Below are 12,415 nucleotides of genomic sequence, written 5' to 3' on the forward strand. Positions count from 1 at the left end.
CGTGAACGAGACACAGCCACCCGCGCAGAGCCAGCCCTACCCGGGCCGCACCGAACCGATGGAACCCCAACCCCGGGACGAGATGCGCGACTACCAGGGCAGAGGACTCCTCGAAGGTAAACGCGCCCTGGTCACCGGAGGCGACTCCGGCATCGGCAGGGCCGTCGTGGTGGCCTTCGCCAAAGAAGGCGCCGACATCGTCTTCGGCTACCTCAGCGAGGACGCCGAGGCCCAACACACCGTCGACCTGGTCCAGGCTCAGGGCCGCCGAGCCGTAGGCGTACGCGGCGACCTGGCCGACGAGTCCGAATGCGCGCACCTGGTCAACAGGGCCGTGCAGGAACTCGGCGGAATCGACGTCCTCGTGGAGCACGCCGCCACCCAGACCCCGGTCGAGAACTTCACGGACCTGACCACGGAACAACTACGCCGCACCTTCGACGTGAACGTGATGGGAGTGTTCTGGACCCTCCGCGAGGCACTGCCGCACATGTCCCGGGACGGTTCCGTCATCATCACCGGATCGATCAACGGCCTACGGGGCAACAAGTCGCTGATCGACTACGCGTCGAGCAAGTCAGCCGTCATGAACCTGTCCTTGTCGCTGTCCCAGGTGCTCATGGACCAGGGCATCAGGGTCAACTGCGTGGCGCCGGGGCCGGTGTGGACACCGCTGATCCCCTCGACACTGGGCAGGAAGGGATCCGAAGGGTTCGGCGAGCAGGCACCCATGGGACGAGCCGCCCAACCGGACGAGATCGCCCCCTCCTACGTGTTCTTCGCCAGCAACAGGCTCTCGTCCTACTACACCGGCGAGACCCTCACACCCACCGGCGGAGAGATCCAGGGCAGCTGACGTCAGGCGAGGAAGCGGGCCCGTGGGCGATGACGCCCCGGGCCCGAGAGGAGTTCCATGAGTGTGTGGAGATGGCTCCGGTCGTGGCCCGTGCTGAAGCAGGTCACCGGCGACGACCGAATGGGGCTCGGGGACGCGGCCAGGTCGGAGCGCACCGAGCGGCTGCGCCCGCGCACCGCGCGGGTGGACCGGGTGGTCAAGTCGGTCTGTCCGTACTGCGCGGTGGGTTGCGGGCAGAACGTGTACGTCCGTGACGAGCGGGTCATCCAGATCGAGGGGGACCCTGACTCCCCCGTCAGCAGGGGACGCCTGTGCCCCAAGGGTTCGGCGAGCCTCCAGCTCACCACAGGACCGTCCCGGCGGGACCGGGTCCTGTACCGGCCCCCCTACGGCACGGACTGGGAGGAGCTGGACCTGGACACGGCCATGCGCATGGTGGCCGACCGCGTGGTGGCAACGCGGGAGGAGACCTGGGAGGAGGAGTGCGACGGACGGCGCGTGGCGCGCACGCTCGGCATCGCGAGCCTGGGCGGGGCGACCCTCGACAACGAGGAGAACTACCTGATCAAGAAGCTCCTCACCGCCCTGGGCGTCATCCAGGTGGAGAACCAGGCCCGGGTGTGCCACAGTTCCACGGTCGCGGGGCTGGGGACCTCCTTCGGGCGCGGAGGGGCCACCATGTTCCTCCAGGACCTCCAGAACTCCGACTGCATCGTGATCGAGGGCTCCAACTTCGCCGAGGCGCACCCCGTGGGGTTCCAGTGGGTGATGGAGGCCAAGGCGCGGGGCGCCGTCGTCATCCACGTCGACCCGCGGTTCAGCCGGACCAGCGCCCTGGCGGACCTGCACGTGCCGATCCGCGCGGGCACCGACATCGCCTTCCTGGGCGCCATCATCAACCACGTGCTCTCGGAGGGGAAGTACTTCCACGACTACGTCCTGGAGTACACGAACGCCGCGACCATCGTGGGTGAGGCCTTCCGGGACACCGAGGACCTGGACGGGGTGTTCTCCGGGTTCTCCGAGAAGGACCGCTCCTACGACGTCTCCACCTGGACCTACGAGGGAGCGACGGTGGCGGCCGCGGCGGGCGACCGCAACCAGCTCCCCCGGACCCGTGAGGGCGTCACGGGCGACACCAGTCGCTCAGGGCGCCCGGAACAACAGGGCTCGGGAGGCGCGGTGATCCGGGAGCGCCCCGAGGAGGACCGCACGCTCACGGACCCCCGGTGTGTGTTCCAGGTTCTCAGGCGCCACTACTCGCGCTACACACCCGAGATGGTCGAGGAGGTGTGCGGTGTCCCGAAGGACGTGTTCCTGCGGGTGTGCGACCACCTCACCGAGAACTCGGGGCCGGACCGCACCAGCGCGTTCTGTTACGCGGTCGGCTGGACGCAGCACACCGTGGGTTCGCAGTACATCCGCACCGCGTCGATCCTCCAGCTGCTGCTGGGCAACGTGGGCCGACCCGGCGGTGGCATCCAGGCGCTGCGCGGGCACGCCAGCATCCAGGGCTCCAGTGACGTGCCCACGCTGTTCGACCTGCTGCCCGGCTACCTGCCGATGCCGCACGCCCACGAGGAGCAGGACCTGGAGGGGTACGTGCTGGCGGCCGGCTACCCGCGCAAGGGGTTCTGGTCGGGCATGGAGTCCTACACGGTGAGCCTGCTCAAGGCGTGGTTCGGCGAGCACGCCACGGCCGACAACGACTTCCGCTTCGGACACCTGCCCCGGCTGACCGGGTCGCACAGCACGTACGACACCGTGATGGCCCAGATGGAGGGCGAGTGCAGGGGCTACTTCCTCATGGGCGAGAACCCCGCGGTGGGATCGGCCAACAGCCGGGCGCAGCGCTTCGGCATGGCCGAGCTGGAATGGCTGGTGGTGCGCGACTTCTCGCTGATCGAGAGCGCCACCTGGTGGAAGGACGGCCCGGAGATCGAGTCCGGGGAGATGCGCACGGAGGACATCGGCACGGAGGTCTTCTTCTTCCCGGCGGCGGCGCACACGGAGAAGTCGGGCACGTTCACCAACACCAACCGGACCCTCCAGTGGCACGACCGCGCGGTGGAGCCCAGCGGCGACCAGCGCAGCGACCTGTGGTTCATGTACCACCTGGGGCGGCTGGTCCGGGAGCGGCTGGCCGGGTCACGGGACCCCAAGGACCTGCCGGTCCTCGAACTCACCTGGGACTACCCGTTGGAACCGGACGGGGAGCCGAGCGCGGAGGCCGTGCTGCGTGAGATCAACGGGCACGACGCGCGGGGCCGCCCGCTGGACGGGTACACCCGGTTGAGGGCGGACGGCTCCACCAGCTGCGGCTGCTGGATCTACTGCGGGGTGTTCGCGGGCGGGGTGAACCAGGCCGCGCGCAAGAAGCCGGGGAACGAGCAGGACTGGATCGCGGCCGAGTGGGCGTGGTCGTGGCCGGACAACCGGCGCGTGCTGTACAACCGCGCCTCGGCCGACCCGCAGGGCCGCCCGTGGAGCGATCGCAAGGCCCTGGTGTGGTGGGACGAGGAGGCGGGGCACTGGACGGGGTACGACGTCGCCGACTTCGAGTACGACAAGGCGCCCGGCTACCGGCCCTCCGAGGACGCGACCGGTGTCGAGGCCCTGAGCGGGGTGGACCCGTTCATCATGCAGGCGGACGGAAAGGGGTGGCTCTACGCTCCGGCCGGTCTGCACGACGGCCCCATGCCCACGCACTACGAGCCGCAGGACACCCCGTTCGGCAACCCGCTGTACGGGCAGCAGCGCAACCCCACCCGCCTGCTCTTCCAGCACGAGCTCAACCGCTACCACCCCGCCCCGGGCACACCGGGGTCCGGGGTGTTCCCGTACGTGGTGACGACCTACCGGCTCACCGAGCACTTCACCGCCGGGGGGATGAGCCGGTGGACGCCCTACCTGTCCGAACTTCAACCGGAGTTCTTCTGCGAGGTCGGTCCGGAGCTGGCGGCGGAGCGGGAGCTGGAGCACGGCGGCTGGGCGACCGTCGTCACGGCGCGCAACGCCATCGAGGCCAGGGTGCTGGTCACCGACCGTATGCGGCCCTTGCGCGTGCAGGGGCGCGTCGTGCACCAGATCGGCATGCCCTATCACTGGGGTCCCAACGGGTACTCGACGGGTGACTCGGCCAACGAGCTGATGTCCATGGCGTTGGACCCGAACGTGCACATCCAGGAAGTGAAGGCGCTGACCGCGGACATCCGTCCGGGTCGGCGTCCCCGGGGCCCCGAACGCGTGGCCCTGGTGGAGGAGTACCGGCGCAGGGCGGGCGTCACCGAGCGGACCGGAACGGAGGACTGATGACCGCGGACGAACGGCCCTCACGCAAGGGCTTCTTCACCGACACCAGCGTGTGCATCGGGTGCAAGGCCTGCGAGGTGGCGTGCAAGGAGTGGAACATGGTCCCGGAGGACGGGTTGGACTTCCTGGCCTCGTCCTTCGACAACAGCGGTCGCCTGAGCGCCGACACCTGGCGCCACGTGGCCTTCGTCGAGCAGCGCGTACCGCTCGGATACCAGGAGTCCGGGGTGGGCAGGACGGCGGGCGGCGACGGGACCCCCGGCGGCGGTTCGGGGCCCGGGACGGTCGACCTCGGCATGCCCTCGTTCGACCTCCCGGGACAGCGCACGGACGAGGACGGCGACGGGACGGGCCGGGGTGAGTTCCGGTGGTTGATGTCGTCCGACGTGTGCAAGCACTGTACGAGCGCGGCCTGCCTGGACGTGTGTCCCACGGGGTCGCTCTTCCGCACGGAGTTCGACACGGTGGTGGTGCAGGAGGACATCTGCAACGGGTGCGGGTACTGCGTGTCCGCCTGCCCGTACGGGGTGATCGACCGTCGTGAGGTCGACGGTCGGGCTTGGAAGTGCACGCTCTGCTACGACCGGATCGGCGATGGTCTGGAGCCCGCGTGCGCGAAGGCGTGCCCCACCGACTCCATCCAGTTCGGCGACCTGGACGAGCTGCGGGAACGGGCCCAGAGGCGGGTCGAGGACCTCCAGGGGGCGGGGGTGTCCTCCGCTCGGTTGTACGGCGAGGATCCGGAGGACGGCGTGGGCGGCGCGGGCGCGTTCTTCCTGCTGCTGGACGAGCCAGAGGTGTACGGTCTGCCGCCCGACCCGGTGGTGACCACACGGGACCTGCCGTCGATGTGGCGGCACGCGGGTGCGGCGGCGGTGGTCCTGTTCGCCGGTGCGCTCGCGGCGTTCGCGGGGAGGCGGCCATGAGCAATCCCGAACTCGACGGAGCGGGCCCGAGCGATCGCGGGCGCGACGCGATCACCGGCGCGGCGGACGTGGTCTCCGAGGAGCAGCGGAACGAACGTGACCAGGCTCAGGCGGTCCGGACGCCCGGACGCCCGAGCGGTCGCCGCCGGGGCCGCCGCGGGGGCGAGCCCACCCGCGTACCCGACGCCGACTTCCGCACCTACCACGGCCGACCGGTGCTCAACGGGGTGGTGTGGGAGGCCCGCGACATCGGCGGCTACCTCTTCCTGGGCGGGTTGGCCGGGGCGTCCTCGATCCTCGCAGCGGGAGCGGAGGCCAACGGTCGCGCCGATCTGGCCCGACCGCTCAAGTACACGGCGCTGGTGGCGGTCTCCGGGTCGCTGGTCGCGCTCGTCCACGACCTCGGGCGACCCGAGCGCTTCCTCAACATGCTGCGGGTGTTCAAGCCGACCTCACCGATGAGTGTGGGGTCCTGGCTCCTCGCGGGCTACGGCCCCCTGGCCGGGACGGCCGCCGTGACCGCCGCCACCGGGTGGTTCCCACGGATCGGGACGGCCGCGACCATGGGCGCCGGGGTCCTCGGTCCGCTGGTCGCCACCTACACGGCACCGCTGATCTGCGACACGGCGGTTCCCTCCTGGCACGAGGGCCACCGGGAGATGCCCTACGTCTTCGCCTCCTCCGCGGTCGCGGCGGCGGGGGGCATGGGGCTGGTCACGACACCGACGGGGCACGCCGACCCGTTCCGACGGGCCGCCGTGGGCGGGGCGCTGACCGAACTCGCGGTGTCCACCTTCATGGAGAAGCGGATGGGCCTGGTCGGAGAGCCCTACGGCCGGGGGCTGGCGGGGGCGCTCACGCGTACCGCCAAGTCCCTCACCCTGGCGGGCGCGGTGGGCGCGGTGCTGGGGCGGCGCAACCGGGTGGTCTCGGCCCTGAGCGGAGCCGCGCTGGTGGGCGGGTCCGCGCTGACCCGGCTGGGTGTCTTCCAGGCCGGTGTGCAGTCGGCAGAGGACCCGAAGTACACCGTCGTACCCCAGAGGGAGCGCCTCCGGCAGCGCAGCTGACCCTCCGGGCGGACGCTCGGGGGCCGGTGCCGGTTGACGGCACCGGTCCCCGCGTCCTGCCGACGCCCCGCGCGCCGCCGCACGCCTCGTGCGCGATCGAACGACCCGTGCGCGACCGAACGGCTCGCACGCCAGCGCGCGGCACCGCACGGCTCGCACGCCACCGCAGGTCCCGGGCCCCACATCTGAGCGTCGAGCCCCCGATGGTCGGCGATCAGGTACGCGGTCCGCGCGTTGCGGGAGCGCCGGTCAGCGGCCGTGCGGCAGGAACTCCTGGATCTTGGTGGCCAGGCCGCGTGCCGCGACGCCCGACAGGTCGGGGTCCCCGCTCAGGAGTGCTCTGAGCGTGTCGGTGACCTGGTCCCACTCGGTCTGGGGCGGGATCGGCGGTACGTCGGCGTCGCAGTGGACGTCCAGCACCACGGCCCCCTCGGCGGACAGGGCCCGGTCCCAGGCGGGGCCGACGTCCTCCGGCCGCTTCACGGTGATCCCCGTGAACCCCACCGACTCGGCGACGTCCGCATACGACAGGTCCGGCAGATCCTGTGAGTACGGGGTCCTCGGCGAACCACCCATCGCCCGCAGTTCCCAGGTGACCTGGTTGAGGTCGTTGTTGTGCAGCACGCACACCACCAGCCGGGGGTCGTCCCACAGGTGCTGGTAGCGGCGCGCGGTCAGCAGCTCCATGAGCCCGTTCATCTGCATGGCGCCGTCGCCCACCAGCGCGACCACTGGCCGGTCGGGAGCGGCGAACTTGGCCCCGATGGCGTAGGGGACGGCGCACCCCATGGTCGCGAGGGTGCCGGAGACCGATCCCCGGTTGCCCCAGCCCAGGTCCAGGAACCGCGCGTACCAGTTGGTGGCCGAACCCGAGTCCACGGTCACCATGGCGTCGTCGGGCAGCCGCGGAGAGAGTTCGCTGACGACCCTCATCGGGTTGACCGGGTCCGCGGAGACCTTCGCCTGCGAGTCGAGGACCCGCCGCCAGCGGCGCACGCTGCCCTCCACCTCGGTGCTCCAGCGCTCACGGCCGTCGCGCACCGTCTCGGGCGGATCGAGCCGTTCGAGCAGCGCACGCAGTGTGCCCGCCGCGTCCCCGACGAGGTTGACCTCGGTGGGGTAGCGCATCCCGATGAACCGCGGGTCGATGTCGATCTCCACGGCCCGGCGTCCGAAAGGCGGCAGGAACTGGGAGTAGGGCAGGTTCGAGCCCACGATGAGCAGGGTGTCGCAGTCGCGCATCAGCTCCCACGAGGGCCGGGTCCCCAGCAATCCGATGGCTCCGGTGACCCTCGGCAGGTCATCGGGGAGCACGTCCTTGCCCAGGAGCGCCTTGGCGATCCCCGCTCCGGTCGCGTCGGCCAGGGCCAGCACCTCGTCCGCCGCTCCCCTGGCGCCCTGCCCGACCAGGATCGCCACCCGCTCACCGGCGTCGATCACCTCGGCGGCGCGGTCCAGATCGCTGGAGGGCGGCAGCACGGTGCCGCCACGGACCCGCTGGTCCGGAGCGCTCGACGGCACGTGTTTGAACTCGTGCTCCGGCGGCGCGTAGTCGAGCTCCTGCACGTCGGCGGGGATGATCACGGTGGCCGGGGCTCGCTCCGCCAGGGCCGAGCGCACGGCGCGGTCCAGGACGTTCGGGAGCTGCTGGGGTACGTTCACCGTCTCCAGGAACGCCGAGGAGACGTCCTTGAAAAGGCTGTGGAGGTCGATCTCCTGTTGGTAGGCGCCGCCCATGGCGGTGCGGCTGGCCTGACCCACGATCGCCAGGACCGGGACATGGTCGAGTTTGGCGTCGTAGAGGCCGTTGAGCAGGTGCACGGCGCCCGGCCCCCCGGTGGCCATGCACACGCCCAGACGGCCGCCGAACTTCGCGTAGCCGACCGCCTCGAAGGCGGACATCTCCTCGTGTCGGGCCTGGACGAAGCGGGGTCCGTCCGCGACCTTCGCCATCTCGGCGACGAGGCCGTTCACGCTGTCGCCGGGGTAGCCGAAGACCTCGGTGACACCCCACTGCGCCAGTCGGCGCAGCACGTGGTTGGCGACGTTCTGGGCCATGTCCCCTCCTTCATCGGGTGGGGCCCGGCGTCCGGAGGCACCGGGCGGTGACGCGCGGGGGTCAGCGGGAGCGGCTCCGTGCGGACCCGCCGCTCCCCGAGGTGCGCCGGTTGCTCTCCTTGCGGAGCGCTTCCACCAGCTCGTCCTTGTTCATGTTGGAGCGGCCGGGGATGTCGAGCTGCCTGGCCCTGTTGTAGAGGTGGTCCTTGGTGGCCTTGGCGTCGACGCCGCCGGCGGTGGGCAGGTCGCGGCCCGGGCGCTTGCCCGCCCGCGGGTTCCTGGCCTGCTCGTCCGAGGGGCCCCCGCGGTCTGCCTGCTTGCGCTCCCAGCGGTCACCGACCTTCTCGAACTTGTGTTTGAGGGCGGCGAAGGCGACCCGGTGGGCCCTCTCACCCTCCCCGTACTCCTTGACGGCGTTGTCGTGCGCCTCGATCCACGTGCGCTGCGCCTTCTTGGGCGACCTGCGCAGGGTGTCCGGGAGTTCCGTCACTCCAGGCATCGTGTGCGCCTCCTCTGTTTCGACTCTTTCCCGTGCCGCGTGCGTGCCCGTGACTCGCTCAAGGTCGGAAGACCACCTTGAACGTCCCCTCCGACTTGTCCTGGAAGTTCTGGTAGGCCTGCGGGGCCTCGTCCAGGGTGACGTGGTGGGTGGCGAAGTCGTCCACACCCAGAACGTCGTCATCGTCGAGTCGCGGCAGGATCTCCGGCGCCCAGTGGCGGACGTTGGCCTGACCCATTCGCAGCTGGATCTGCTTGTCGAAGAGGGTGAGCATGGGCAGTGGGTCCGCCATGCCTCCGTAGACGCCGATCAGTGAGATGGTGCCGCCCCGGCGCACCAGGTCGATCGCTGTCCTCAGCGCGGCCAGGCGATCCACCCCGGCGGTCTCCATCATCTTGGCCGCCGCGCCCTTGGGCATGAACGCGGCGACTCGCTGCGCGAACCTCGCGGATCCGTGGCCCTGGGCCTCCATGCCCACGGCGTCGATCACCGCGTCCGGGCCGCGCCCCTGGGTGCGGTCCCGGACCTGCTCGATCAGGCCGTCCGAGCCCTCGGAGGGGTCGAAGACCTCGACCCCCCTCGCGGCGGCGCGTGCGCGCCGCTCAGCCACCGGGTCGACGCCGAAGACACGTCCGGCGCCCAGGTGCTGGGCGACTCGGCAGCACATCTCACCGATGGGTCCCAAGCCCAGAACCGCCACCGATCCACCACGTGCGACGTCCGCGTACCGCACGGCCTGCCAGGCCGTGGGCAGCACGTCCGAGAGGAACACGTAGCGGTCGTCGTGTCCCTCGCCTGGGATCGGGATGGCGTTGTTGGCGGCTCGCGGTACCCGCAGGTACTCGGCCTGCGCCCCGGGGACCGAGCCGTACAGGGAGCTGTAGCCGTAGATGCTGGCGCCCATCCCCTGTTCCTCGGCGCGGGTGTTCTCGCACTGGGTCTGCAGACCGCTGTCGCACATGGCGCAGTGTCCGCAGGAGATCTGGAAGGGGATGACGACGCGCTCCCCCGGTGCCAGCGTGGTGACGCCCGGGCCCACCTCCTCGACCACGCCCAGGGGTTCGTGTCCGAGGATGTCACCCGCGTTCATGAAGGGCCCGAGCACTTCGTAGAGGTGCAGGTCGGATCCGCAGAGGCCGGAACTGGTGACCCGGATGAGGGCGTCGTCGGGCTGCTCGATGCGCGGATCGGGCACGTTCTCGGTCCTGACGTCGCGTGTGCCGTTCCACACCACTGCTCTCACGGTTCTCCTCCGCTCCGTTCACGCGTGCGGGTGCCTACCTTGTGGGGCGCCGACGTCCCGACGGAGCGCCCCGCCCGGGCCCCCTTGACCGGGCGGGGCGGGTTCCGTTTCCAGGGTGGTCCCGTCGGCGGTGGTCCGCTCAGCGGTCGGCGTCACCATGCTGATCGGACCGCCTGGGCTGGGTCTCCCAGGCCACACGTTGACTGCCTTCTATGGGTGCCCTTGCCGACCTCCCGGCCCCTGAAACATCCACTGACTCCCTGTTCCCGCGACAGTCCCCTCGCGGACGCGGAGCAGTCAGGCAGAGACGGGCTGGGTCGGCCGAGTCCAGTCGCGGTGTTCCCCGATCAGGCGTGCGAACTCCCTGACCAGGCCCTCGTCCACCCCAGGGGCCCGGACCACGCCATGGGTGGTCTCGGTGACCGTGGGCGGATGGCCGAGGGTGTCAGGGAGCCCAGGGGCGTCGAGCAACACGGTTCCCGCCCCGACCGCGGCGATGGCCTTGGCGTGCTTGTAGGCCTCCAGCACGAAGTGCCGGGCCTCGCCGTCCCGGGCGAGCGAGGCTGCGGCGTCGCCGCCGCCGGGGACGGCCACGGCGTCGTAGAGGACCGAGGAGACGGTCGTGAAGGCGCGGTCCACCGGCAGAGTGCCGCCCTCACGGGTGCGCACCGAGCCGTCCAGCCGGGCGAGCGCCTCCACGACGGCTCCTTCGGCCACCAGGGCCTGCCGCAGAGCCTCGACCTCGGCGCCGTCCACTCCGTGGTCGACCAGCACCGCGACCTGGCGTCCGGTCAGGTCTCCGAACGCGGTGTTGGCCTGGCTGAGCGCGGGTGAGGTCCGGGTGTGGCGGCCGGTACCGGGGTCCTGCGGCGGCTCCACGCCCACACCCTCGGCGACCTCGACTGCCAGGCCGTGGTCCACGTGGGCCAGGTTGGCCACCGCCCGCTGACGCACCGCCAACTCCTCGCACTTGCCCAGCTCGAAGCGGAACGCGGCCACCAGGTGCTCCCGCTCCCAGTCGACGAGGCTGTTCAGGAACAACCTGGCTTGGGAGTAGTGGTCCTTGAAGCTCTCCGCCCGTTTGCGGATCTTGTTGCCTTCGACCTTCTCCGTGTAGTGCCGGTAGACGTTCTCGTCAGCCAGCGCGGGGCAGCCGCCGCCCAGGGAGTTCGGGTAGTAGGAGGTCTGGCCGCGGTGTACCCGGTGCTGGGAGAACCCGTCGCGCTGGTTGTTGCTCACCTGTGCCACGGGCCGGTTGACGGGGATCTGTTGGAAGTTGGACCCGCCCAGGCGCAACAGCTGCGTGTCCAGGTAGGAGAAGTTGCGGGCCTGGAGCAGCGGATCGTTGGTGAAATCGATCCCCGGGACGACGTTCGCGGTGTGGAAGGCGACCTGTTCGGTCTCAGCGAAGAAGTTGTCCGGGTTGCGGTCCAGCACCATGCGCCCGATGGGGCGTACCGGCACCTGCTCCTCGGGGATGATCTTGGTGGCGTCCAGCAGGTCGAAGTCGAACGCGTGCTCGTCCTCCTCCGGGATCAGCTGCACCCCCAGCTCCCACTCGGGGAACTGGCCGCGCTCGATGGACTCCCACAGGTCACGCCGGTTGAAGTCGGGATCCTTGCCCTGGATGCGCTGGGCCTCGTCCCACACCAGCGAGTGCGTGCCCAGGAGCGGCTTCCAGTGGAACTTGACGAAGGTCCCCCGACCCCCGGCGTTGACGAACCGGAAGGTGTGCACGCCGAAGCCCTGCATGGTGCGGTAGCTGCGCGGGATCGCCCGGTCCGACATCAGCCACATCATCATGTGGGTGGTCTCCGGCTGGAGTCCGACGAAGTCCCACAGGGTATCGTGCGCGGACTGGGCCTGCGGAATCTCGTTGTGCGGCTCGGGCTTGACCGCGTGCACGAAGTCGGGGAACTTGATGCCGTCCTGGATGAAGAAGACGGGCATGTTGTTGCCGACCAGGTCGTAGTTCCCCTGTTCGGTGTAGAACTTGACCGCGAAGCCGCGCACGTCGCGGACGGTGTCCGCGGAACCTCGGGACCCGGCCACGGTGGAGAAGCGGACGAAGACGGGGGTGGTGACGTCGGGCCCGCTGAGGAAGTGGGCCGCGGTCACCTCGGAGAGGTCCTCGTAGGGCGTGAAGTGGCCGTAGGCCCCCGCTCCCCTGGCGTGCACGACGCGTTCGGGGATGCGCTCGTGGTCGAAGTGGGTGATCTTCTCCCGAGCGTGGAAGTCCTCCAGGAGGGTGGGGCCACGTTCCCCGGCGCTGAGGGAGTTGTCGGTGTCCTCGACCCGCACACCGGTCTCGGTGGTCAGCGGGCCCTGGGAGTCAGTGCGGTTCTGTTCCAGAAGCCGGTCCTTGGCGTCCTGCTCGTGGTCGGGCATGTCGAACTCCCCCCGTCGGGTCCAGGTCGGGACGGGCACCGCCCGTCCCGCCTCGCCATGACCGAG

8 protein-coding genes are annotated in these 12,415 nt (G+C 70.4%); 4 read left to right on the forward strand and 4 right to left on the reverse strand.

Annotation, left to right across the window (positions count from 1 at the left end; all coding sequences use genetic code 11):
- Position 1 precedes the first annotated feature (1 nt).
- The 4 genes from D452_RS0107995 to nrfD are packed head-to-tail and all read left to right on the forward strand — an operon-like array spanning position 2 to position 6,161.
- Positions 2-856: an SDR family oxidoreductase gene (locus tag D452_RS0107995; RefSeq protein WP_017543631.1), complete on the forward strand. Its 855-nt coding sequence runs from the start codon at positions 2-4 to the stop codon at positions 854-856.
- Positions 857-913: 57 nt separating this feature from the next.
- Positions 914-4,168 carry a formate dehydrogenase gene (fdh, locus tag D452_RS0108000; protein WP_026129074.1) on the forward strand — a complete coding sequence of 1,085 codons (3,255 nt, stop codon included), beginning with the start codon at positions 914-916 and terminating at the stop codon, positions 4,166-4,168.
- On the forward strand, positions 4,168-5,094 hold the full coding sequence (locus D452_RS0108005) for a 4Fe-4S dicluster domain-containing protein (protein WP_017543633.1): 927 nt from the start codon (positions 4,168-4,170) through the stop codon (positions 5,092-5,094). The genes fdh and D452_RS0108005 overlap by 1 nt, the downstream gene beginning before the upstream one ends.
- The gene (nrfD, locus tag D452_RS0108010) at positions 5,091-6,161 is read left to right on the forward strand and encodes an NrfD/PsrC family molybdoenzyme membrane anchor subunit (RefSeq protein WP_017543634.1); all 1,071 of its coding nucleotides are present in this window, start codon (positions 5,091-5,093) and stop codon (positions 6,159-6,161) included. The genes D452_RS0108005 and nrfD overlap by 4 nt, the downstream gene beginning before the upstream one ends.
- A 249-nt stretch (positions 6,162-6,410) precedes the next feature.
- Here nrfD and D452_RS0108015 read toward each other — a convergent pair whose 3' ends face one another.
- The 4 genes from D452_RS0108015 to D452_RS0108030 all read right to left on the reverse strand — a co-directional run bounded on the left by D452_RS0108015 (position 6,411) and on the right by D452_RS0108030 (position 12,349).
- The gene (locus D452_RS0108015; protein WP_017543635.1) at positions 6,411-8,219 is read right to left on the reverse strand and encodes a thiamine pyrophosphate-requiring protein; all 1,809 of its coding nucleotides are present in this window, start codon (positions 8,217-8,219) and stop codon (positions 6,411-6,413) included.
- Between the two features lie 61 nt (positions 8,220-8,280).
- Complete coding sequence (locus D452_RS0108020) at positions 8,281-8,718, reverse strand: ChaB family protein (protein ID WP_026129075.1); 438 nt, start codon at positions 8,716-8,718, stop codon at positions 8,281-8,283.
- Positions 8,719-8,776: 58 nt separating this feature from the next.
- On the reverse strand, positions 8,777-9,961 hold the full coding sequence (locus D452_RS0108025; protein ID WP_026129076.1) for an alcohol dehydrogenase catalytic domain-containing protein: 1,185 nt from the start codon (positions 9,959-9,961) through the stop codon (positions 8,777-8,779).
- Between the two features lie 297 nt (positions 9,962-10,258).
- Complete coding sequence (locus D452_RS0108030; protein ID WP_026129077.1) at positions 10,259-12,349, reverse strand: catalase; 2,091 nt, start codon at positions 12,347-12,349, stop codon at positions 10,259-10,261.
- Between the last annotated feature and the right edge of the window lie 66 nt (positions 12,350-12,415).

The sequence above is a fragment of the Nocardiopsis prasina DSM 43845 genome (genome assembly GCF_000341265.1).
GTDB lineage: Bacteria > Actinomycetota > Actinomycetes > Streptosporangiales > Streptosporangiaceae > Nocardiopsis > Nocardiopsis prasina.

Bases quoted from the DNA above. Each gene is read 5' to 3' on its own strand.
- fdh (WP_026129074.1), top strand. From the start codon at position 914: ATGAGTGTGTGGAGATGGCTCCGGTCGTGGCCCGTGCTGAAGCAGGTC.
- D452_RS0108005 (WP_017543633.1), top strand. From the start codon at position 4,168: ATGACCGCGGACGAACGGCCCTCACGCAAGGGCTTCTTCACCGACACC.
- nrfD (WP_017543634.1), top strand. From the start codon at position 5,091: ATGAGCAATCCCGAACTCGACGGAGCGGGCCCGAGCGATCGCGGGCGC.
- D452_RS0108015 (WP_017543635.1), bottom strand. From the start codon at position 8,219: ATGGCCCAGAACGTCGCCAACCACGTGCTGCGCCGACTGGCGCAGTGG.
- D452_RS0108020 (WP_026129075.1), bottom strand. From the start codon at position 8,718: ATGCCTGGAGTGACGGAACTCCCGGACACCCTGCGCAGGTCGCCCAAG.
- D452_RS0108030 (WP_026129077.1), bottom strand. From the start codon at position 12,349: ATGCCCGACCACGAGCAGGACGCCAAGGACCGGCTTCTGGAACAGAAC.